This window comes from Corynebacterium stercoris (genome assembly GCF_024160105.1).
GTDB classification, from domain to species: domain Bacteria; phylum Actinomycetota; class Actinomycetes; order Mycobacteriales; family Mycobacteriaceae; genus Corynebacterium; species Corynebacterium stercoris.
In genome coordinates, this window is record NZ_JAMFTQ010000006.1 from 103,754 (window position 1) to 125,780 (window position 22,027).

17 protein-coding genes are annotated in these 22,027 nt (G+C 65.9%); 3 read left to right on the forward strand and 14 right to left on the reverse strand.

The window, feature by feature from the left end; translation table 11 throughout:
• Window positions 1-345: 345 nt before the first annotated feature.
• The 3 genes from fusA to rpsL all read right to left on the reverse strand — a co-directional run bounded on the left by fusA (window position 346) and on the right by rpsL (window position 3,584).
• Entirely contained in the window at window positions 346-2,466 is a 2,121-nt protein-coding gene (gene fusA, locus M5J20_RS06700) for an elongation factor G (protein ID WP_253577804.1), read from the reverse strand.
• Between the two features lie 272 nt (window positions 2,467-2,738).
• Window positions 2,739-3,206, reverse strand: a complete 468-nt coding sequence (rpsG, locus tag M5J20_RS06705) for a 30S ribosomal protein S7 (RefSeq protein WP_253577806.1) — start codon at window positions 3,204-3,206, stop codon at window positions 2,739-2,741.
• 6 nt (window positions 3,207-3,212) lie between these two features.
• Window positions 3,213-3,584, reverse strand: coding sequence for a 30S ribosomal protein S12 (rpsL, locus tag M5J20_RS06710; protein WP_253577808.1), 372 nt, complete (start codon window positions 3,582-3,584; stop codon window positions 3,213-3,215).
• A 222-nt stretch (window positions 3,585-3,806) separates the two neighbouring features.
• Here rpsL and M5J20_RS06715 point away from each other — a divergent pair, with 222 nt between their 5' ends.
• Window positions 3,807-5,165, forward strand: coding sequence for a hypothetical protein (locus tag M5J20_RS06715; protein ID WP_253577810.1), 1,359 nt, complete (start codon window positions 3,807-3,809; stop codon window positions 5,163-5,165).
• Here M5J20_RS06715 and M5J20_RS06720 read toward each other — a convergent pair.
• The 3 genes from M5J20_RS06720 to M5J20_RS06730 are packed head-to-tail and all read right to left on the reverse strand — an operon-like array spanning window position 5,099 to window position 6,899.
• On the reverse strand, window positions 5,099-5,743 hold the full coding sequence (locus M5J20_RS06720) for a hypothetical protein (protein WP_253577811.1): 645 nt from the start codon (window positions 5,741-5,743) through the stop codon (window positions 5,099-5,101). The two genes, M5J20_RS06715 and M5J20_RS06720, sit on opposite strands and share 67 nt — an antisense overlap.
• Window positions 5,740-6,243: a hypothetical protein gene (locus M5J20_RS06725; protein ID WP_253577813.1), complete on the reverse strand. Its 504-nt coding sequence runs from the start codon at window positions 6,241-6,243 to the stop codon at window positions 5,740-5,742. The genes M5J20_RS06720 and M5J20_RS06725 overlap by 4 nt, the downstream gene beginning before the upstream one ends.
• Window positions 6,240-6,899 carry a hypothetical protein gene (locus M5J20_RS06730; RefSeq protein WP_253577815.1) on the reverse strand — a complete coding sequence of 220 codons (660 nt, stop codon included), beginning with the start codon at window positions 6,897-6,899 and terminating at the stop codon, window positions 6,240-6,242. The genes M5J20_RS06725 and M5J20_RS06730 overlap by 4 nt, the downstream gene beginning before the upstream one ends.
• Before the next feature lie 63 nt (window positions 6,900-6,962).
• Between M5J20_RS06730 and M5J20_RS06735 the strand changes: the two genes are divergently transcribed.
• Entirely contained in the window at window positions 6,963-7,586 is a 624-nt protein-coding gene (locus tag M5J20_RS06735) for a DUF1707 SHOCT-like domain-containing protein (RefSeq protein ID WP_253577817.1), read from the forward strand.
• Window positions 7,587-7,590: 4 nt separating this feature from the next.
• Here the strand turns inward: M5J20_RS06735 and M5J20_RS06740 are convergent, their stop codons facing one another.
• Genes M5J20_RS06740 through M5J20_RS06750 form a run of 3 tightly spaced genes read right to left on the reverse strand, consistent with a single transcriptional unit; the run spans window position 7,591 to window position 9,089 of the window.
• Window positions 7,591-8,223, reverse strand: a complete 633-nt coding sequence (locus M5J20_RS06740) for an anti-sigma factor (protein WP_253577819.1) — start codon at window positions 8,221-8,223, stop codon at window positions 7,591-7,593.
• The gene (locus M5J20_RS06745) at window positions 8,223-8,771 is read right to left on the reverse strand and encodes a sigma-70 family RNA polymerase sigma factor (protein ID WP_253577822.1); all 549 of its coding nucleotides are present in this window, start codon (window positions 8,769-8,771) and stop codon (window positions 8,223-8,225) included. The genes M5J20_RS06740 and M5J20_RS06745 overlap by 1 nt, the downstream gene beginning before the upstream one ends.
• Before the next feature lie 42 nt (window positions 8,772-8,813).
• Window positions 8,814-9,089 (reverse strand): hypothetical protein, encoded by a 276-nt coding sequence (locus tag M5J20_RS06750; protein ID WP_253577824.1) that lies wholly within the window; start codon window positions 9,087-9,089, stop codon window positions 8,814-8,816.
• A gap of 192 nt (window positions 9,090-9,281) precedes the next feature.
• Here M5J20_RS06750 and M5J20_RS06755 point away from each other — a divergent pair, with 192 nt between their 5' ends.
• On the forward strand, window positions 9,282-10,931 hold the full coding sequence (locus M5J20_RS06755; RefSeq protein ID WP_253577826.1) for a cytochrome c biogenesis protein CcdA: 1,650 nt from the start codon (window positions 9,282-9,284) through the stop codon (window positions 10,929-10,931).
• Window positions 10,932-11,027: 96 nt separating this feature from the next.
• Here the strand turns inward: M5J20_RS06755 and M5J20_RS06760 are convergent, their stop codons facing one another.
• The 5 genes from M5J20_RS06760 to rplL all read right to left on the reverse strand — a co-directional run bounded on the left by M5J20_RS06760 (window position 11,028) and on the right by rplL (window position 21,978).
• Window positions 11,028-15,026 (reverse strand): DNA-directed RNA polymerase subunit beta', encoded by a 3,999-nt coding sequence (locus tag M5J20_RS06760; RefSeq protein WP_253577828.1) that lies wholly within the window; start codon window positions 15,024-15,026, stop codon window positions 11,028-11,030.
• 95 nt (window positions 15,027-15,121) lie between these two features.
• A complete protein-coding gene (rpoB, locus tag M5J20_RS06765; RefSeq protein WP_367614910.1) occupies window positions 15,122-18,601 on the reverse strand; it encodes a DNA-directed RNA polymerase subunit beta in 3,480 nt (1,159 codons plus the stop codon).
• A gap of 374 nt (window positions 18,602-18,975) precedes the next feature.
• Window positions 18,976-19,929 carry a cell envelope lipid trafficking protein PgfA gene (gene pgfA / locus M5J20_RS06770; protein WP_253577831.1) on the reverse strand — a complete coding sequence of 318 codons (954 nt, stop codon included), beginning with the start codon at window positions 19,927-19,929 and terminating at the stop codon, window positions 18,976-18,978.
• Between the two features lie 11 nt (window positions 19,930-19,940).
• Entirely contained in the window at window positions 19,941-21,428 is a 1,488-nt protein-coding gene (locus M5J20_RS06775) for a succinic semialdehyde dehydrogenase (protein ID WP_253577833.1), read from the reverse strand.
• Window positions 21,429-21,588: 160 nt separating this feature from the next.
• On the reverse strand, window positions 21,589-21,978 hold the full coding sequence (rplL, locus tag M5J20_RS06780) for a 50S ribosomal protein L7/L12 (RefSeq protein ID WP_253577835.1): 390 nt from the start codon (window positions 21,976-21,978) through the stop codon (window positions 21,589-21,591).
• Window positions 21,979-22,027 lie beyond the last annotated feature (49 nt).

A 22,027-nucleotide genomic window follows, 5' to 3' on the forward strand; every position in this document is an offset into this window, starting at 1 on the left:
TGTTGTCCTCCTGGACTTCATGGTGGCTACGACCTTCGCAGCCACGTGATTTACATTTGCCTTGCTCCACGGCCCACTCGCGCAGGACGCCAAGCAACGACCATTTCACAATGTGCCAGTTACATAATCCTAGATAGCCGATGACCGTTTTTCAAACCGGTCGATCCGAAGCAACCCGGATCCACCTAGTGGGTAACGGCCAGCTCAAGTCGCACGTCACACGGTATTTGTGTGGCGTCGCAACCTCAGCAGGCCGAGACCCGCTAGGCACATTCACCGCCCCGCTATGCAGTGCGCCGCGCTGGCGTTCGCGGCGCACGTTCGGGGCGGTGAATGGCGCGCGGCTTAGTTGCCGTTGCGCTCGTCGATGATCTCCTGAGCCACGTTAGACGGAACCTCACCGTAGGAGTCGAACACCATGGTGTAGTTCGCGCGGCCCTGGGTGCGGGAACGCAGGTCGCCCACGTAGCCGAACATCTGGGACAGCGGAACGATGGCCTTGACAACCTTCGCACCGGAGCGGTCATCCATGGAGTTGACCTGGCCGCGGCGGGAGTTCAGGTCGCCGATAACGTCGCCCATGTACTCCTCCGGAGTCACAACCTCGACAGCCATGAGCGGCTCGAGCAGCACCGGCTTCGCCTTTGCCACAGCCTCCTTCAGGACCTGGGAACCAGCCATCTTGAAGGCCATTTCAGAGGAGTCAACCTCGTGGTAGGCGCCGTCCTCGAGGGTGGCCTTGATGTTCACCAGCGGGAAGCCGGCAAGGTAGCCGTACTGCATCGCGTCCTGGATACCAGCGTCGACAGACGGGATGTACTCCTTGGGCACGCGACCACCGGTAACGGCGTTCTCGAATGCGTAGGTTGCGGACTCGCCCTCTTCCAGGGTCTCCGGGTCCGGGTTGTACGGCTCGACGGTGACGATGACCTTCGCGAACTGGCCGGAACCACCGGTCTGCTTCTTGTGGGTGTAGTCCAGGGACTCGACCTTCTTGCGGATGGTCTCGCGGTACGCAACCTGCGGGGAACCGATGTTCGCCTCGACCTTGAACTCGCGCTTCATGCGGTCAACCAGCACGTCGAGGTGAAGCTCGCCCATGCCGCCGATGACGGTCTGGCCGGTCTCGTCATCCAGCTTCACGGTGAAGGTCGGGTCCTCTTCCGCGAGCTTCTGGATGGCGACGCCGAGCTTCTCCTGGTCAGCCTTGGTCTTCGGCTCGATGGCGACCTGGATAACCGGGTCCGGGAAGTCCATGGACTCGAGGATGATCGGGTTGGCCGGGTCACACAGGGTGTCACCGGTGGTGGTGTTCTTCAGGCCGATGAACGCGTAGATGTTGCCGGCGACCGCCTCCTCGACCGGGTTCTCCTTGTTCGCGTGCATCTGGAAGAGCTTGCCCACGCGCTCCTTGGACTCCTTGGTGGAGTTGAGCATCTGCTCGCCCGGCTCGGTGCGGCCGGAGTAGACGCGCACGTAGGTGAGCTTGCCGAAGAACGGGTGCACAGCGATCTTGAACGCGAGCGCGGAGAACGGCTCGTCCACGGACGGCTTGCGGGTCATCTCGTCCTCGCCGCTCACGGAGGTGCCGTGGACCTCGCCGATGTCCAGCGGGTTCGGCAGGTAATCCACAACAGCGTCGAGGATCGGCTCAATGCCCTTGTTGCGGTACGCGGAGCCGCAGAAGACCGGGTAGACCTCGGAGTTCACGGTCATCTTGCGGATGGCCGTCTTGATCTCCTCGACGGTGAGCTCCTCGCCGCCGAAGTACTTCTCCATGAGCTCCTCGTCGGACTCAGCGACGGTCTCGAGCAGCTTCTCGCGGTACTCCTCAGCCTTGTCCTGCAGGTCGGCCGGGATCTCCTGGATCTGCGGCGGGGTGCCGGTCTCAACCTTGCCCGGCCACAGGTACGCCTTCATCTCGATGAGGTCGACGACGCCGTCGAAGTTGTCCTCAGCGCCGATCGGGATCTGCATGACCAACGGCTTCGCACCGAGGCGGTCGACGATGGTGCTAACGGTGAAGAAGAAGTCGGCGCCGAGCTTGTCCATCTTGTTCACGAAGCAGATACGCGGCACGTCGTACTTCGCAGCCTGACGCCACACCTGCTCGGACTGGGGCTCAACGCCCTCCTTGCCGTCGAAGACAGCAACAGCGCCGTCGAGAACGCGCAGGGAGCGCTCCACCTCGACGGTGAAGTCCACGTGGCCCGGGGTATCGATGATGTTGATCTGGTTACCGTTCCAGAAGCAGGTCACGGCAGCGGACGTAATGGTGATGCCGCGCTCCTTCTCCTGATCCATCCAGTCGGTGGTCGCGCCACCATCGTGGGTCTCGCCGACCTTGCGGTTGATACCCGTGTAGAACAGGATGCGCTCGGTGGTAGTGGTCTTACCAGCATCGATGTGGGCCATGATGCCGATGTTGCGGACCTTGTTCAGATCCTTAAGCACTTCTTGTGCCACGTTTGTTACCCCAACTTGTAGGTTGTCGACGCTGCTCCGCCCCGAATGCTTCCGGGCCGTCGGCGCCTGTGCGGATATTTTCCTTTATCGATTTTGCCACTACTCGCGTGAAGTAGCAGCGTGAACCCTGTCCGGCACCGTCCGGCACCCGGGCAGCGAACGACCCGGCGACAATCAGGCGGCCCCGCGGGCGCGGGACGGTATGACACCCGGCAGCGTGTGCGGCCGGGCTGATTGTCCACCGGGTCGGTCTGGCTCCATAGCGCGGAGAACTACCAGCGGTAGTGGGCGAAGGCGCGGTTGGCCTCAGCCATCTTGTGGGTGTCCTCGCGGCGCTTCACGGAAGCGCCGAGGCCGTTGGATGCATCCAGGATCTCGTTTGCGAGGCGCTCCATCATGGAGTTCTCGCGACGCTGGCGGGTGAAGGTCACCATCCAGCGCAGTGCGAGGGTGTTGGAGCGGGACGGCTCAACCTTCACCGGCACCTGGTAGGTAGCACCACCCACGCGGCGGGAACGCACCTCGAGGTCCGGGCGGATGTTGCCCAGGGCCTTCTCGAGGGTGCCGACCGGGTCGGTGCCGGTCTTCTCGCGGCACATCTCGAGTGCGCCGTAGACGATGCGCTCTGCGGTGGACTTCTTGCCGTCCTGCAGGATCTTGTTCACCAGCTGGGTCACCAGCTCGGAGTTGTAAACCGGGTCCTTAACTACGGGACGCTCGGGGGCCTTCTGCTTACGCATTGTTCTTTACTGTCCCTTCTTCGCGCCGTAACGGGAGCGAGCCTGCTTGCGGTCCTTCACGCCCTGGGTATCCAGCGCGCCGCGGATGATCTTGTAACGCACGCCCGGCAGGTCCTTCACACGGCCGCCGCGCACGAGCACCATGGAGTGCTCCTGGAGGTTGTGGCCCTCGCCCGGAATGTAGGCGGAGACCTCGATGCCGGAGGTCAGGCGCACACGCGCGACCTTGCGCAGTGCGGAGTTCGGCTTCTTCGGGGTGGTGGTGTACACGCGGGTGCACACGCCGCGGCGCTGCGGGGAACCCTTGAGGGCGGCCGTAGCGACCTTGCTCTTCTTATCGTGGCGGCCCTTGCGGACCAGCTGCTGAATAGTAGGCATTCACGCTCTTTCTTGTCGTGCGACGGGACAAAACGTGGCCATACATGCAAAAATGGGGGCTCTTTCCTTCCGGGGCCCTGCCGTGTGCATGAACAACCGCGCTGACCAGTGGTCGCATGGAGTTCGATAACTTCGCACCGTGCATGAACGCACGGACGAAACCTCGGTCAATGTACACCGGGCGGACGTCGGAAAGCAAACTGCTCCTTTACACTGCTGCCTATGACCGTACGCGCGGGCGCCGAGCTCCAACCACTGCGCGACCTGGCCGCGGAATCCGCGATCATCCCGGGCCGCGCGCTGACACTGCTGCTTCGCCACCTCCCCCAGCTTGTCACGGTGATCTGCTTCGGCCTCGCCGGCCGCCAAGCCGCGATCTGGCTGGCGGTGTGGCTGTCCAGTTTCTCCAGCTTCGCCGCCAGCCTCGTCATGCCGCTCGCGCCGCTGTGCGTGATGGTCGCGTTAATTTTCAGCCTGTGGCTGCTGCGCCCCTCCCTGCCGTTCCTCGCTGCGACGTTTCCAGACCGCTCCGAAACCTCGCCGAAGGTGCGCCTCCTCACCGCCGGCGGCATGCTCGTGTCATTCCTCACTGTCTATGCCACCCACGGCATGCTGAAGGAGGACCTTGCCGCGTTCCGCCGGGCCGCGACGGTGGACGAGATCCAGAACCAGGGCTTCAACGCGGACTTCTCCCGCGCGTTCGTCGATTCAACCGCGGCACTGATCGGGTTGATCGTCGGCACGATTGTGCTGCGCAAGATCGTGGGGTACTTCGCGCTCGCCGAGCGGGGTCTCGGGTTCACGTACTTCGCCGCGTATCTCGAGGTGCTGTGGATGTCCACGGTATCCGTGTTCCTCACAAACAAGCTTGCCGACGTTCAATCCTGGGCACTCACCAGGCAAAGCATCGCGCCTGCATACCACCGCTACGAGGACGTGCGAACGGGGATCGAGGATTCGGCCGGCTTTGTCGCGGATGCGTGGAACTGGCTGTCGAACACGCTCCCGGCGTTCAACCAGCTGGTCACAATCCCGATTGCGTGGCTCACGCTCGGCGCCGTCGTGTTCGGCACCTCGCTGGCGGCCAAGCAGGCCGAGGAGAAGGCCGAACCCGAAGAGGCCGCAGCGGAAGAGGCTGCGGCGGAAGAGGTCGTGCCCGAGGGTGCGAGCGTGCGGGTGCGCCGGCACTTCAAGAGCGCCGCCAAGCAGGAGGCGAAGCACGCCGTCGACGAGGCGCTCCAGCCGGTCGCGGGGCCGCTGAAGACCACGTGGAAGGGGCTGCGCACCCTGGCGCGCGCAGGTTTGGTGCCGATGACCATCTTCTGCGTGATTTTCATGCTGGCCACCGGTGTCGAACTCGGCGTGGTGCAGCTCGGGCGCTTGATCGCCGGGCCCCAGGACATCATCATGAGCGAGGTCGTAGCCTCGTACATCCTGGTCACGGCGCGGGCCGCCTACCTGCTGGTGGTGGTTTGCCTCATCGCCTCAGCCCTCGATTTCTTCCTGCGCCACTCCTACGCCGGGGCGGGCGGCGGCGAGTCGACGAACTCGGCGGGTTCCGGCAGCACCAAGGTGACGTAACGCGGCTCTTCCCAGCCCAGATGCAGCTCGGCGGGCTGCACGCCTGCCGGCATGGCCACCGGGGTGATCTTCCGCCAGCTCTCCGGCCGCGGCGTGCCGGGCATGACCTTGCTCTCGAGGGCGTCATAGGCCGGCCCCTGCTCGGCGGGCGGGGTGCAGGCGGAGGACTGGCTGAGGTCGGCGATCATGCCCGCGTCGCCGAAGATGCCGTCGGTCAGGTGGTATTCGCGGCCGTCGGAGCCGGTGGCCCACATGCGGCAGCGCACCAGGACGGCGTCGGCGGGCGCGCTCCACTGGGTCATGACCAGCCAGGTCTCGAATCCCTCGGGTGCGTGGATGCCGATGCGCTGCTCCTGCTCGTCGTCAAGCATTTGAAAGCCCACGACCTCGACGGATGCGGCGTGCGCCGCACCCGCTGCTTCCGGCATGGGGAGGCTGAATTCGCCCGCGGCGCCGGCTTCGAGCGTCCGCTCGCTCGTCCACGCCCAGGGGCGGTAGAGCGTGAAGTAGGGCTGCGACGACGCGAGCGCGAGCGCCCCGACGGCGAGGACAGCAGTGAGGGACCAGGCGGGTTTCATAGCGTGACCTCCTCCCGCGTGACCTTGGGCAACACTGCAGCTCCGGCGACGGGGACGATGGCTTGCGGCGCCATTTGGGTCGCCGGCGGGCCGATCACCAGCCGCGCGCCGTCGAGCTGCTCCGCGGGCATCTCGAAGACCAGCGTGCACTGCGTGCGCAACCCCGTGTAGCGGGTGCCGCAGGACAACAGCATCTCGTTCTCGGAGGCGTAGAGCGTGCCGTCGGCGGCCTCGATCTCGCCTTGCAGGGAGATCAGCGAGTCCGGGGTGTAGTCGAAATCCACCACGACCCACGCTGCGTGCGTCGGCACGCCGTTGACCTCGTCAGCCACGGTGGCGCGCACGTTGTCCACTTTGCCGATCAGCTGCGCATCGCCGCCGTACTCGAAGGGGGCGAAGACCAGGTCGTTCGCGCTGGGCAGCTGCCCGCGCACGAACACGCCGAGGCTGAGCAGCGCGAGCGTCGCCGCAGCCGTTGCTAATCGACGATCAATCTTCACCGCAACGTCACCTCCGCAACCGGGTCGCCGAGGAGCCAGGACTTAGAGCCGTCGAGGATGGAAGTACGGTACTCCAGCTCAGAGATGACCAGCGTGTCCGCGCGCGCCGCCGTTCCCGCTGCGGCGGGGTCGTCGAGCGGATCGGTGAAGATCACCGCCATGTCGAGCGGCACGCCGGGGTTTGGCGCGACCAGGCCGGCGAAGGGCACTTCGGTGAGCGGATCCGTCCCGGTCAGGCGGTGGTTGATCTTGCCGAAGCGCGGCAGTGCGTCCGCGGGCAGGGTCGAATCCTGGAGCGCGAACGCTGTGAGCATGCGCGGCGCCGAAACGGGCCGGGACGCGGTGTTGGTCACCTGCATCTCGACGACCCGGGCGCCGTCGACGACGTAGGTGCGGCGGATCGCGATTTCGAAAGGTGCCGCCTCCACCTCGATCGGCTCCGCGAGGGGACGCTCCCCCGACAGCGCTGTGGCGGCGACGAGCCCCTCCGGCTCCGCCTCGTCGAAGCCGCCGCTCAAGCCAGTGATGCCAGCGACGGCCAACAGCGCGGCGAGCGTCATGTTCGTGCGCGTGGCGAGATCGCCGGCGACGGACGCGAAGAAATCCCTCGTCGGCCGGCTTCGTGCCGCAGCGTGCTGGGGCGATGTGTCGCTCACAGCTGAATTTTAAGCAGACTTTGGCCCGCTTCGCCCGGGTCTTTTCTGACGTACGCTGGCCGCATGGATAACGCCACCCCGCCCCGCAAGCGCGCCGGCAACGCCGACCGGGACCGTGTCGCCGAAATGCTCAAAGACGCCCTCGCCGACGGGCAGCTCACTATCACCGAGTTCGACGAGCGCAGCCACCAGCTCTGGGCCGCAACCTTCGTGGACGAGCTCGCCCCACTCACTGCGGACCTCTCCCCCGTCGCGCCGCCGGCATCCTCCTCCGTCGTGCGCCACGGCCCCCGCGACGTGGCCGCACCGCGCACCGGCGCACCGGCGCGTGTCACAGGCGAGCCGGGCGGATCCAGCTCTTCCTTCTCCATCATGGGCGAGGTGGAGAAGCGCGGCGACTGGCACGTCGCCCCATCCCACACCTCCATCGCGGTGATGGGCGGCAACACCCTCGACCTCACCCGCGCACGTTTGTCCGCGCAGGAGACGGTCATCCACGCGATCGCGGTGATGGGCGGCATCGAGATCATCGTGCCGGAGGATGTCCGCGTCGTGGATGACGGCTTCGGCATCATGGGCGGCTTCGGCATCACCGGCAACCCGGGCGAGCAGCTCCCGCCGGACGCGCCAGTGGTGCGCGTGCGAGGGCTTGCCCTCATGGGCGGCGTGGAGATCAAGCGCGTTTAGGCGTTTACAGGCTCACCCGCGCAAGCACCGGCCCGCTGGGTGTTTCCGCACCGGCCTCCACCTCTTCGGTGACAACCACCTCGGTGGTGTCGCCGGGCAGCGGCATCCATACGTCGTCGTGCGGTTCCTGCCCAATCACGCCGGCGGACATCATCGCGCCATCCGGCATGACAGCCCACACTTGAGCCCCCATGCCGTCGGCAAGTGCGGGCTGGCCGTTGACCATCGCGCCGCCCTTGCTCATGCTGCTGCTCAGCGCGATATCAAGGGTGGCGCCCATCGCCTCGGTTTGCCCCTGGCGCGCATCCGGCGCGTCCATCACAGTGTGCATCTCCTCGACGCCGGCCGCGGTGACAGTCTGGGTTTCGCTCGCGCCGCCCCAGTACAGGGCAGCGCCACCGACACCGGCGAAGATTGCCACGCCCGCAGCCGCAGCTACCCACCACTGCGTGTGCGGCTCGCGCTTGTCGCGGGCAGCGCCGAGACTGACGACGTCCGCTTCTTCCCGCGCCTCCGCTACCTGCGGCGTCTCGGCGATCTGCCGCAGAATCGAGTCCTTCAAGGCCGGCGGGGGCGCGATGGGCGTCGCGGCGGCGTTGAAGATGTCGTCCAATTCGCGGTCACGCTGGGGATCCATCACAGCCCTCCCTTCACTTGCACGGCCTGACGCAGTTTGTTCAGTCCGTCTCGGACCCGGGTTTTCGCAGTGCCCAGGGCGACTCCGGTGACATCCGCGATCTCCTTGTGCGTCAGCTCGCCGAAGTAGGCGAGCATGAGCGCGCTGCGGTGCGGTTCACCGATGGAGTCGATGAGCTCCTGCAATGCTTCAGACTCTAGCCGTTGCGCGGCCTCGTCTTCAGCGGGAGCCACCCAGGTTGTCTGCTGCTGGAGGAAGTCCTCTTGGTCGCGGGCTTGGGCACTTCGCCAGCTCCGCAACCTGTCGATGGCGCGCAACTTGGCCAGCCGCAGCACCCATGATTTGGCGCTGCCGCGCGCCGGGTCGAATTTGGCGGCGTTTTGCCACAGTTCCACGAACACTTCCTGCGTGACTTCTTCCGCTTGGGCGGAATCGCGCAGGATGTGCGTGGCCAAACCGAGGACGTTCGGGGCGAGTTCGTCGTACAGCCGGCTGAACGCGTGCTGGTCGCCTGCGCCCACGGAGACGAGAAGTCGGTCAAAATCCACGGCCACCAAATCTAACACCAGCCGCACCGGCCACTCACCTCATTACTTAGAGGGCTCGGTGCTCATCATCGCGTCCGACGGCTCCATCTTGTCGGAAGGCTCCATCATCTCGCTGCTCATCATCGCGTCCGACGGCTCCATCTTGTCGGAAGGCTCCATCATCTCGCTGCTCATCATCGCGGAGGACGGGGACATCATCTCGGAGGTGCCCTTGGACGAACCGGAATCGTCGCACGCTGCGAGTCCGGCGGCGCCGGCAACCAGCGCGGTGGCTGCGGCGAAGAGGCGCGCCTTGGAGGTGGTGCGGGTGAAAGACATGTGAATCTCCTTTCCTGTCGGGGACCTTCCCCGGCCAGTTATCAGTACCTACGGAGCAGCCCCCGAAAACGGATTGGAGCAAGTCCGGCCAATCCGCCGGGGCCGCCATCTCCGTAGTTCCGGGCAGAAGGCACCCCGCTGCCGTATGCGGACGGCGCGCGGTGCGGAGATTCACACGTCTGGAGGTCACACGTGCTTAGCGTGATCATTGTCGGCCTGGTGGGAGGCATCCTCACCGGCCTCTCCCCCTGCATTTTGCCGGTGCTGCCGGTGGTGCTCAGCGTCAGCGTAGGCCGCAAACCCTCGCACGTCGTCGGCGGCCTAGTTGTCAGCTTCGCCGCCATCGCCCTGCTCGGCTCGCTCATCCTGGGGCTGCTCCACCTGCCCCAATCTCTGCTGCGCTGGGCCGGCATTGTGATGCTGGCGCTGGTGGGCGTGGGCATGATCGTGCCGTCGGTAGGCGACGCCCTGCAGAAACCCTTCGACGCGCTGCCCCGCCCCACTGCCCTGCAGCAGAAGGCGAAGAACAAGGGAGGCTTCCTGATCGGCCTGGCACTCGGCGCGGTGTACGTGCCGTGCGCTGGCCCCGTGCTGGCGGCGGTGACCGTCGCGGGCAGCACGGGCGAGATCGGGTGGAACACCGTGGCGCTCACCTTCGCCTTCGCGGTCGGCTCCGCACTGCCGCTGTTCTTCTTCGCGCTCGCTGGCACCAAGATCGGCGAGAAAGTCGACGTGGTGCAGCGGCACCGGCGCGGGGTGGGCGTGATCATCCTCGTCTTCACCCTGGCGCTCGCACTCAACGCGCCCGCCGCCATCCAGCGCGCGCTGCCGAACTGGACCCAGGCAGTGTCCACCCGCTTCGAGAATTCGGAGCTCACGTCCAACGCGCTCAAGCAGGTCGGCTCGCGCGACGGCAGCCTCGAGCACTGCCGCGGCGCCGACCCCGGCAAGCTGCAGGACTGCGGCTCGGCGCCGGAGTTCGAGGGCCTCGAAAACTGGATCAACACCGACTCCCCCGACGCCGGCCCGACACCGCAGGACGGCACTGTCACGCTCGTGGATTTCTGGGCCTACGCCTGCATCAACTGCCAGCGTGCCGGGGAGCACATCACCGCACTTTACGACGCTTACAGAGACGCCGGCCTCAAAGTCGTCGGCGTCCACGCCCCCGAGTACGGCTTCGAGCACGAGCTAGCCAACGTCAAGCGCGCGGTAGAGAAGGAAGGCATCCACTACCCCGTGGCGCAGGACAACGATTTCCGCACGTGGCGCAACTACGGCAACCGGTACTGGCCCGCCCGCTACCTGGTGGACCAGCACGGCAACGTGCGCAGCATCGTGGAGGGCGAAGGCTCCTACGCCGAAACCGAGCGGCTGATCCGCGAGCTGCTCCTGGAAAAGGATCCGTCGGTACGCCTGCCCGAGCCCGTCGAGCAGGAGGCGAAGAGCACTTCCGTATCGGGACGCAACCCCGAAACCTACCTCGGCACGCAGCGCGCGCACTACACCGCGCAGAGCGGCTACACCCCGGGGCGGCACGCATTCGACGCGCAGCCTGAACCGGAGCGCGGCACCTTCGCGCTGAGTGGCGTATGGGAGCTGGCACCGGAATCGATCCGCGCCGACGGCGGCTACCTCGAGGTGAACTATTACGCCAAGTGGGTGCAGCTCGTCGTCTCCGGCAGCGGCGAGGTGAAGGTGGAATATCCGGACGGTACCTCGACAACTTTCGAGGTGGGCGACGGATCCATCGACCTGCTCAAAGATGACACTCCGAGCGAAGGCATCCTGCGCATCACCCCCACTGCAGGTGTGCAGCTGTACTCGCTGACGTTCGGGTAGGAACCCTACGTCGGAAAGCGAAATGCCCGGCCACCGTGAGAAACGGGGCCGGGCTTATCGCGCAGACCAAGCTACGCCAGCAGGACTGGCGGGTGCTTACATGTCGAAGCCGTACTCATCCAGCGGGACGGAGGCGCCGGTGAATTCGCCGTAGCCCTCGTCGCCGTAGATGGAATCGCCGAAGCTCGGGATCGAGTAGGCCGCAGAACGGGCCGCCTCGGTCGGCTTGACCTGGATGTTGCGGTAACGGGAGATACCGGTGCCAGCCGGGATCAACTTACCGATGATCACGTTCTCCTTCAGGCCGATGAGCTTGTCGGAGCGCTTGTTGATTGCGGCGTCCGTGAGCACGCGGGTGGTCTCCTGGAAGGAAGCCGCGGACAGCCAGGACTCGGTGGCCAGCGACGCCTTGGTGATACCCATAATCTCGGAGCGCATCTCGGCCGGCTCGCCGCCGTCCGCGACCGCCGCCGCGTTGACCTGGCGGGCCTCCGCGAGGTCCACCAGGGTGCCCGGGAGGAACTCGGTGGTGCCCGAATCGATCACGGTGCCGCGGCGCAGCATCTGGCGGATGATGATCTCGATGTGCTTGTCGTGGATGGACACACCCTGGGTGCGGTACACGGCCTGCACCTCGTTGATCAGGTGCTTCTCCACGCCGCGGCGGCCGAGCACCTCGAGCACGTCGTGCGGGTCGGCAGCGCCGCGGAGCAGACGCTCGCCCACCTCAACGTGGTCGCCCTCGCGCAGGGAGCGCTCGATCATCGCGTCCGGGTTGGACTCCATCGGGCGGCGCACCTGAGCCAGGCCCTGGCGCTTGGACAGCTTCTCGTACACAACGTCGTCGGAGCCGTCGTCCGGGTGGATCGTTAGCGTCCAGAAGTTGCCCTCGTCCTCCAGCGTGATCGTGCCGGCAACCGACGCGATCGGGGCGCGGTTCTTCGGCACGCGGGCCTCGAACAGCTCCTGCACACGCGGCAGACCACCGGTAATGTCGCCGCCGACACCACCCTGGTGGAAGGTACGCATGGTCAGCTGGGTACCCGGCTCACCAATGGACTGGGCGGCGACGATGCCCACGGCCTCGCCGATGTCCACCAGCTGGCCGGAGGCCATGGACTTGCCGTAGCACTTCGCGCAGACACCGGTCGGGGTCTGGCAAGTGAGCACGGAGCGCACCTTGACCTCGGTGACGCCGGCTGCCACGAGAGCGTCGATACGCTCCTCGGAGAGCTCGGTGCCGGCCTCGAGCACCACGGTGCCCTCGGCATCCTTCGCATCCGCCGCGAGCACGCGGCCGGAGACGGAGGTCTCCACCAGGTCGTGGCGGCGGAAGACACCGGCGGTGCCCTCGACAGCGACGGGCACCTTGACACCCTGGTGGGTGCCGCAGTCGTCCTCGCGGACAATGACGTCCTGCGCCACATCCACCAGACGGCGGGTGAGGTAGCCGGAGTCCGCGGTACGCAGCGCGGTATCGGCCAGGCCCTTGCGGGAACCGTGGGAGTTGTTGAAGTACTCCATCACGGTCAGGCCCTCGCGGAAGGAGGTCTTGATCGGGCGGGTGATGTACTCGCCGCGGGAGTTCACAACCATGCCCTTCATGCCGGCCAGGGTCCAAATTTGGCGCATGTTACCGGCAGCACCGGACTTCACGATCATCGGAATCGGGTTGTCGTCCGGGTACAGGTCCTCCACGGCCTGGCCCACCTTGTTGGTGGCGTCCTGCCACAGCTCCACGAGACGGTCGTAACGGTTCTCCTCCGTCAGCGCACCCTTCTCCCAGAACTTGCGCTCGATCTCCTCGGCCTCACGCTCGTACTCCTCCAAGACCTCGGTCTTGTTCGGGAGCACCAGCACGTCGGACATGGAGATGGTCACGCCGGAACGGGTCGCCCAGTAGAAGCCGGCGTCCTTCATCTTGTCCAGGACCTGCGCCACGGTGATCATCGGGTACTTCTCCACCATGGACTGGATGATGTCGCCGAGCAGCACCTTGCCGGAGCCGCCGCCCTTACGCACCATCGCACCTTCCTGGTACGGGAAGTTGAACGGCAGCAGCTCGTTGAACATGATGCGGCCGAGCGTGGTGGTGGTCAGCCACGGCTGGCCCTTGGTCCAGCCGTCCGGGAACTGCTCCTGCTCAATCTCCGGGGTCGGGCGCAGGTGGTCGATGCGCACCTGGATTGGCGCCTGGAGGCCGAGCACGCCGCGGTCGTAGGCCATGATGGCCTCGCGGTAGGAGGAGTACACGCCGCGGGCCGGGCCGTTCTCATCGGAGGGAGCATAAGCTCCCTCCCCGCCGATCTCGTCCTCGCCCTTGAGCATGGTGAGGAAGTACAGGCCGGTCACCATGTCCAGGCGCGGCATGGCCAGCGGCTTGCCGGATGCCGGGGACAGGATGTTGTTGGAGGACAGCATGAGGATGCGGGCCTCGGCCTGCGCCTCGGCGGACAGCGGCAGGTGCACAGCCATCTGGTCGCCGTCGAAGTCTGCGTTGAACGCTTCACAGGCCAGCGGGTGCAGCTGGATGGCCTTGCCCTCGACCAGCTTCGGCTCGAACGCCTGGATGCCCAGGCGGTGCAGTGTCGGCGCGCGGTTCAGCAGCACCGGGTGCTCGGAAATGGCCTCTTCCAGCACGTCCCACACCTCGGGGCGCTGGCGCTCCACCATGCGCTTCGCGCTCTTGATGTTCTGCGCGTAGTCGTTGTCCACCAGGCGCTTCATCACGAACGGTTTGAACAGCTCGAGCGCCATGAGCTTCGGCAGGCCGCACTCGTGCAGCTTGAGCTGCGGGCCGACGATAATCACGGAACGGCCGGAGTAGTCCACGCGCTTACCCAGCAAGTTCTGGCGGAAGCGGCCCTGCTTGCCCTTGAGCAGGTCGGACAGGGACTTCAGCGGGCGGTTGCCCGGGCCGGTGACGGGGCGGCCGCGGCGGCCGTTGTCGAACAGCGCGTCCACGGACTCCTGTAGCATGCGCTTCTCGTTGTTCACGATGATCTCGGGCGCGCCGAGGTCGATCATGCGCTTGAGGCGGTTGTTGCGGTTGATCACGCGGCGGTACAGGTCGTTCAGGTCCGAGGTGGCGAAGCGGCCGCCGTCGAGCTGCACCATCGGGCGCAGCTCCGGCGGGATCACCGGGATCGCGTCCAGGATCATGCCGGCCGGGTCGTTGCCGGAGCGCTGGAACGCGGCGACAACCTTCAGGCGCTTCAGTGCGCGGACCTTCTTCTGGCCCTTGCCCTCGGCGATGATGCCGCGCAGCTCCTCCGCCTCGGCATCGAGGTCGAAGTTGCGGATCAGGGTCTGGATCGCCTCAGCGCCCATGCCGCCGGTGAAGTAGTCCTCGTAGCGGTCCTGGAGCTCCTCGTAGAGGTTCTCATCGATGATCATCTGCTTCGGTGCGAGCTTCTGGAAGGTGGTCCAGATCTCGTCGAGGCGCTCAACCTCGCGCTCGCCGGCCTCGCGGATGTGGGTCATCTCCTTGTCCGCGGCCTGCTGCACCTTCTTGCGGGCGGCTGCAGTCGCGCCGGCGGCCTCGAGCTCGGCGAGGTCTTCCTCCAGCTTCTGCGCGCGCTCGGCGATCTCGGAGTTGGCGTCGGCTTCGACTTCCTTCTTCTCCAGGATCATCTCCGCCTCGAGGGTGGACATGTCGTTGTGGCGCGCCTCATCGTCAACGCTGGTGATGATGTTGGCCGCGAAGTAAATGATGCGCTCCAGATCCTTCGGAGCGAGGTCCAGCAGGTAGCCCAGGCGGGACGGCACACCCTTGAAGTACCAGATGTGGGTCACCGGGGCGGCCAGCTCGATGTGGCCCATGCGCTCGCGGCGCACCTTGGACTTGGTCACCTCGACGCCGCAGCGCTCGCAGATGATGCCCTTGTAGCGCACGCGCTTGTACTTGCCGCAGGCGCACTCCCAGTCGCGGGTCGGGCCGAAGATGCGCTCGCAGAAGAGGCCGTCCTTCTCCGGCTTCAGGGTGCGGTAGTTAATGGTCTCCGGCTTCTTAACCTCGCCGTGGGACCAACGACGGATGTCGTCGGCGGTTGCCAGGCCGATGCGAAGCTCGTCGAAGAGGTTTACGTCAAACACGTAAAAATCCCTTTCAGGTTTGTTTTTAAATCAAGTTCGTTTCATAGCAAGCGTCGAAAAGCGAAGTGCTTGCCGACGCCTGCCTTGCCTGGCGCCTAGGCCGTATCCGCAGCCGAGCCCTCGTCGCGCGAGAGGTTGATGCCCAGCGAGGAACCGGCCTGGTCGAATTCGTCGTCGTCGCCGTCGAGCTCCATCGGGGTGCCGTCGGTGGAGAGGACCTCCACGTTCAGGCAGAGCGACTGCAGCTCCTTGAGCAACACCTTGAAGGACTCCGGAATGCCCGGGTCCGGGATGTTGTCGCCCTTCACGATGGCCTCGTAGACCTTCACGCGGCCCACCACGTCATCCGACTTGATGGTGAGCAGCTCCTGCAGGGTGTAGGCGGCGCCGTACGCCTGCATCGCCCACACCTCCATCTCGCCGAAACGCTGGCCGCCGAACTGGGCCTTACCGCCCAGCGGCTGCTGCGTAATCATGGAGTACGGGCCGGTGGAACGGGCGTGGATCTTCTCGTCCACCAGGTGGTGCAGCTTGAGCATGTACATGTAGCCGATGGAGATCGGGTACTTGTACGGCTCGCCGGAGCGGCCGTCGAACAGGATGGTCTTGCCGTCCTGGTCCACCATCACGTCGCCGTCGCGGTTCGGCTTGGAGTTCGCGAGCAGGCCCGCGATCTCGTCGTTCGTCGCACCGTCGAACACCGGGGTTGCGGTGAGCGAGTCTGCCGGCACGTCGTAGAGGTGCTCCGGCAGGGTCTCCAGGAGCTTCGCGTTCGCCGGGTCGTCCGGGTTCACGGTCCAGCCGGCCTTCGCCAGCCAGCCGAGGTGCACCTCGAGGACCTGGCCGATGTTCATGCGGCGCGGCACGCCGTGGGTATTCAGGATGATGTCCACCGGGGTGCCGTCAGCCATGAACGGCATGTCTTCCTGCGGCAGGATCTTGCCGACGACACCCTTGTTGCCGTGGCGGCCGGCCATCTTGTCGCCGTCCTGGATCTTGCGCTTCTGGGCCACGTAAACGCGGATCATCTCGTTCACGCCCGGGCTCAAATCGTCGTCGTCCTCGCGCGAGAAGCGGCGCACCGCGATGACCTTGCCGGTCTCGCCGTGCGGCACCTTCAGGGAGGTGTCGCGCACCTCGCGGGCCTTCTCGCCGAAGATCGCGCGCAGCAGGCGCTCCTCCGGGGTCAGCTCGGTCTCGCCCTTCGGGGTGACCTTGCCGACGAGGATGTCGCCGTCGCGCACGTCCGCGCCGATGCGGATGATGCCGCGCTCGTCGAGGTCCTTCAGCACGTCCTCGGAGACGTTCGGGATCTCGCGGGTGATTTCCTCGGCACCCAGCTTGGTGTCTCGGGCGTCAATCTCGTGCTCCTCGATGTGCACGGAGGTGAGGATGTCCTCCTCCACCACGCGCTGGTTGAGGATGATGGCGTCCTCGTAGTTGTGGCCCTCCCACGGCATGAACGCCACGAGGAGGTTGCGGCCGAGGGCCATCTCGCCGTTCTTGGTGCCCGGGCCGTCAGCGATAACCTGGCCGGCCTCGACGCGCTCGCCTGCGGAGACGATCGGAGTCTGGTTGTAGCAGGTGCCCTGGTTGGTGCGCTCGAAGGTGCGCAGCATGTAGGTGTCGCGAATGCCCTCATCGTCCATGATGGTGATGAAGTCGCCGGTGACGTTCTCCACCACACCGGACTTGGCGGTGATGACGGTATCGCCGGCGTCGTACGCAGCGCGCTGCTCCATGCCGGTAGCCACGTAGGCAGCCTCGGAGCGCAGCAGCGGCACAGCCTGCTTCTGCATGTTCGCACCCATGAGGGCGCGGTTCGCATCGTCGTGCTCCAGGAACGGAATCATCGCGGTAGCGACGGACACCATCTGGCGCGGGGAAATGTCGAGGTAGTCGACACCGTCCGGGCCGACGACGCCGATGTCGCCGTCCTTGAGGCGGACCTCGATGCGCTCGCCTTCCAGCTTGCCGTCCGCGTCCATCGGGGTCGCCGCCTGCGCGATGGCGTAGCGGTCCTCCTCGTCGGCGGTCAGGTAGTCGATCTGGTCGGTGAGGACACCGTCGACGACCTTCTGGTACGGCGTCTCGATGAAGCCGAACGGGTTGACGCGGGCGTAGGACGCCAGCGCACCGATCAGGCCGATGTTCGGGCCTTCCGGCGTCTCAATCGGGCACATGCGGCCGTAGTGCGACGGGTGCACGTCGCGCACCTCGATGCCGGCGCGCTCACGGGACAGACCACCCGGGCCGAGCGCGGACAGACGGCGCTTGTGGGTCAGGCCAGACAGCGAGTTGTTCTGGTCCATGAACTGCGACAGCTGGGAGGTGCCGAAGAACTCGCGGATCGCCGCGGAGACCGGGCGCACGTTGATCAGGGACGTCGGGGTGATGGACTCCGCGTCCTGGGTGGTCATGCGCTCGCGCACGACGCGCTCCATGCGGGACAGGCCGACGCGGACCTGGTTCTGGATCAGCTCGCCCACAGTGCGCAGGCGACGGTTGCCGAAGTGGTCGATGTCGTCGGTGTTGATCGGGATGATCTCGCCCGTCGGGGACGTCATCTCGGTCTCGCCGGCGTGCAGGCGCACCAGGTACTCGAGCGTGGTGGCGATGTCTTCCTCGGTGAGGATCATCAGACCGTCGTGGTCGCCGCCGAGACCCAGCTTGCGGTTGACCTTGTAGCGGCCCACGCGGGCCAGGTCGTAGCGCTTCGGGCGGAAGAAGGCGTTCTCGAGCAGGGACTGCGCGAGGTCGCGCGTCGGCTGCTCGCCCGGACGCTGCTTCCGGTAGATCTCCAGCAGCGCCTCGTCGGTGTTGGCCACACCGTCCGACTCGAGGGTGGACATCATGATCTCGGAGAAGCCGAAGCGCTCGGTGATCTGCTCCGTCGTCCAACCCAGGGCCTTCAGCAGCACGGTCACCGGCTGGCGGCGCTTGCGGTCGATGCGCACACCGACGGTGTCGCGCTTATCCACGTCGAACTCGAGCCACGCGCCGCGGGACGGGATCACCTTCACGGAGTGCAGCGGGCGCTCGGTGGACTTGTCGATGGTCTCGTCGAAGTACACGCCCGGGGAGCGGACGAGCTGGGAGACGACGACACGCTCGGTGCCGTTCACGATGAACGTGCCCTTATCCGTCATCAGCGGGAAATCGCCGATGAACACGGTCTGGGACTTGATCTCCTGCGTGTCGTTGTTAATGAACTCCGCCGTGACGTACAGCGGCGCGGAGTAGTTGATGTCCTTGTCCTTGGCCTCTTCGATGGAGTACTTGACATCCTCGAAGCGCGGCTCGGACAGGGTCAGGCTCATGTTGCCCGAGTAATCCTGGATCGGAGAGATCTCCTCCAAAATGTCCTCGAGGCCGCTTGTCACGCGGGCTGCGTCCCCGCGGAGCTGCTGTTCGCGCTCGCGCCACTCCGACGTGCCGACAAGCCACGCGAAGGATTCAAGCTGCACATCGAGGAGGCCTGGGACGGTGATCGGCTCCGAAATTTTAGCGAACGAGTAACGCTCGGGCGCCCCGGGGATTTCAGCCATTGACATGGTCTGGTTTGAGACTGCCAAGTTTTGGGTCCTTCCAGCACCTAAGGCGAAAAGCCGCGCGCAATCTGTTCTGGCACACAGATCCGCGGCATTTCCGCTGGTAAATTAGCATTTGGTCTGCTTCGGAATACCCGCCCCCAGAGACAACAAAATCACCTTGTCAAATCGGTTTCTTCGCACCGTTTCGAGCAAGGTTTGCGCGCACACTGGAGACGGCTTCCAGCGCAACGAGTCAGCCTATACCAGATACAGGGAAAAGTAAAGGGCACGCCACGCCACCCCCAGCGCACCACCCCGATACCGCGCCACTGCCGCCCTTGCCGTCATGTGCGGGCTGCGTCACGATTAGCCGGAAGCCTACCATCACACCTCGCGCGCGAGTCAACCTTTCTAGCTCACGCGCGGCGCGTGCGGCGCAGCGCGCCTATCAACCCCAGCAGGGTCAACAGCGCGCCCAGACCCATAACTGCCCAGGTCACGGCCTGCGAGCGGGCCTGGGAACTCACACCCGCCAGCGCTTGGACGTTGGTTTCGACTTGGGCGCGGTCCATGGTGCCGTCGTAAAGCACAATGTTCCGGATGCCGCGGCCGGTGGCGTCCGCGTAGTAGTCGTCGACGTGTTCGTTGATGCCCACGACAAGGCCCGTGACCTGGTCGACCTTGAGCTCGCGCACAGCCTTGTGGGTGAGGAAGGTGCGGATCTGCGGACCCGGGATCTCCGGGGTTTCCGGGTCGCCGGGAAGCTCCACCATCAGGGTGTTGCGCATGTCCGCGTAGCGCTGGGCGATGTTGGTCGGCGGGATCTCCTGCCGGAACGTGTATACGGTGCGGCCGGCGATCTCCTCCTCGCCGACGAACTGCGCCGGCGCGGCGCCCCGCAGCACAGGGTCGAAGACGTCGTACGCACGCTGCTCCACGTTCGCCGGGAACTTCAGCCACGCGCCCTCGACGGGAATTTCGGCGGCGGGCATGGCCATGACCAGCTGTACGTCGGCCGGACCGGTTGCCTCGCCGGTGACGCGGTCCAGCTCGTACGCCCAGGTCGAGGCGGTAACAAGGTTGTCGAAGTCCGTGCCGGCGGTGCCCGCGCGCAGCGTGTCGCCGATGCGCACACTGGCGGTTTCGACATCCGACGGGTTACGGATCTCCATGTGCAGCTGGTGCGTCACCGGCGCCGGCTGGCCGTCGCGCAGCCCGTCCGGGTCGGTGATCGTCCAGGTGGATTCGCTTAAGGAGAGGGGTAGGCGGCCGTCGCCAAGCAAAAAGCGCGGAGCCACCAAACCACCGACCATGAGCGCAATGCCCAGGCCGAGGAGCAGGGTGGACAGGACCCGCGAACGTTGCTGCATGCTGGGAAACTCTACCGGAGGATGTCCCGGCCCCATTTCAGCGCTGCCGCCGCCGCGTCCGCGAGACGCTCGCGCGGGAGGCCGTTAGCCATGATGTTCATGCCGCGCGTCTCGGTGACGTTGCGCGGCTCCGTGAACTTCGTGATGCCGTGCGCGCCGTGGCGGCGGCCCGCGCCGGAGCGCTTCCAGCCGCCCATCGGCGCGTCGAGCGCGCTCCATGCCGGGGCGTAACCCTCGTTGATGTTCACCGTGCCCGCTTCGAGCCGCCTTGCGATGGCGCGCGCCGTGCGCGGGGCCGCCCACACCGACGCGTTGAGGCCGTACTCCGTGTCATTCGCCCTGCGCACGGCCTCCTCGAGCGAGTCCACCACCTCGATGTACACCACCGGGCCGAACACCTCCTCGCGGTGGAGCTTCGCTGCCGGCGGGACATCCGCGAGCACCGTCGGCTCGAACATCGCGGAGCCGATCCGGTTGCCGCCCGCGAGCACGGTCGCGCCGTGTTCGCGGGCGTCCCGGACGTACGCCTCAATCTTGTCCGTGTGCTCCGCCGAAATCTGCGTCCCCATGTCCAGCTCCCACTCGCGCCCGGCGCCGACGTTCATGCCGCGCACGCTGCGCACGAACCCCTCCGTGAACGCCGCCGCCACGTCGCGGTGCACATAAATCCTCTCGATGGAGATGCACAGCTGCCCCGAGTTGCCGAAGCACGCCGCCCACGCGCCCTCGATCGCCCGCTCCAGCGGCGCGTCCGGCGCGATAATCATCGGGTTCTTCCCGCCCAGCTCCATCGAGAAGTCGATGAGTCGCGCCGCTGCCTGCTGCGCCAGCTTCTCCCCCGTCGCCGTCGAGCCCGTAAACATCAGGAAATCGCAGCGCTCTACGATCGCCTGCCCGACCTCCTCCCCCGTCCCCGTCACAACCTGCAGCAGGCCCGCCGGCAGCCCCGCCTCGACGAGCAGCTCGCGCCCCTTCAGCGCGGACAGCGGCGTGCGCTCGTCCGGCTTCAGCACCACCGCGTTGCCAGCCATCAGCGCCGGGATCGCGTCCGACACCGCCAGCGAGAGCGGGTAATTGAACGGCGCAATCACCCCTACAACCCCTTTCGGCGGCCGCTCCTCCCAGGTGCGGGTCAGTCCGGGCAATGGCGCTTTACGACGCTTCCTTTTCACCTCCCCCGGCCCGTGGTACGCGTAGTACCTGCTGGTGAGCGCCACGTCCAGCACCTCTTCCAGCGCCGAGAGCCGGTTCTTGCCGTTCTCGTCCTGGATCTGGTCCATGAGCTCGTCGCGGCGGTCCAGCACCAGGTTATGGAACCGCAGCAGGATGTGCCGGCGGTGCCGGAAGCTGGTCTGCGCCCACTGTTGCTGCGCGCGGCGCGCGATGCGGAACGCTTCTTCGACGTCGTTGGCGGTGCCCCTGGGCACCTGCCCGATCGTTTCCCCCGTCGCCGGGTTGCGCACGTCAATCGTCTCGCGGTGCGTGATGTCTGTGTTCATGCGCCCAGCCTAGGCACGAGCCATGCCCTGCGTGCCCATGAAGCGAACGTCGGATAGCGCCCAAAAGCGAAAACCCGCCGCCGCACCGGAGAAGCGGTGCAGCGACGGGGTCGCGGAAGTAGTAGCTGCGCGGTGCTCATTCGAGCGGCCGCCGAAGCGACTACTTGAGGGTGACGGTAGCGCCAGCCTCTTCGAGCTTGGTCTTGGCAGCCTCAGCATCGTCCTTGTTTGCGCCCTCGAGGATGGCCTTCGGTGCGCCCTCAACCATCTCCTTGGCATCCTTCAGGCCGAGACCCGGAACGAGCTCGCGGACGGCCTTAATAACGCCGATCTTCTTGTCGCCAGCGGCCTCGAGAACGACGTCGAACTCGTCCTTCTCCTCCTCAGCCGGAGCGTCGCCGCCCGCAGCGCCCGGAGCTGCAGCAACTGCAACCGGAGCAGCAGCGGTCACGTCGAAGACCTCCTCGAACTCCTTCAGGAACTCGGAGAGCTCGATGAGGGTCATTTCCTTGAACTGCTCGATGAGCTCGTCCTTGGTGAGCTTAGCCATGGTGGCTTCCTTTCTTTAGTCCGACCGCATCACGCGGCCGGCACGTGTT

Bases quoted from the DNA above. Each gene is read 5' to 3' on its own strand.
- M5J20_RS06720 (WP_253577811.1), bottom strand. From the start codon at position 5,743: ATGAAACCCGCCTGGTCCCTCACTGCTGTCCTCGCCGTCGGGGCGCTC.
- M5J20_RS06735 (WP_253577817.1), top strand. From the start codon at position 6,963: ATGGATAACGCCACCCCGCCCCGCAAGCGCGCCGGCAACGCCGACCGG.
- M5J20_RS06715 (WP_253577810.1), top strand. From the start codon at position 3,807: ATGACCGTACGCGCGGGCGCCGAGCTCCAACCACTGCGCGACCTGGCC.
- rpsL (WP_253577808.1), bottom strand. From the start codon at position 3,584: ATGCCTACTATTCAGCAGCTGGTCCGCAAGGGCCGCCACGATAAGAAG.
- rplL (WP_253577835.1), bottom strand. From the start codon at position 21,978: ATGGCTAAGCTCACCAAGGACGAGCTCATCGAGCAGTTCAAGGAAATG.
- M5J20_RS06775 (WP_253577833.1), bottom strand. From the start codon at position 21,428: ATGAACACAGACATCACGCACCGCGAGACGATTGACGTGCGCAACCCG.
- M5J20_RS06750 (WP_253577824.1), bottom strand. From the start codon at position 9,089: ATGTCTTTCACCCGCACCACCTCCAAGGCGCGCCTCTTCGCCGCAGCC.
- M5J20_RS06740 (WP_253577819.1), bottom strand. From the start codon at position 8,223: ATGGATCCCCAGCGTGACCGCGAATTGGACGACATCTTCAACGCCGCC.
- rpsG (WP_253577806.1), bottom strand. From the start codon at position 3,206: ATGCGTAAGCAGAAGGCCCCCGAGCGTCCCGTAGTTAAGGACCCGGTT.
- pgfA (WP_253577831.1), bottom strand. From the start codon at position 19,929: ATGCAGCAACGTTCGCGGGTCCTGTCCACCCTGCTCCTCGGCCTGGGC.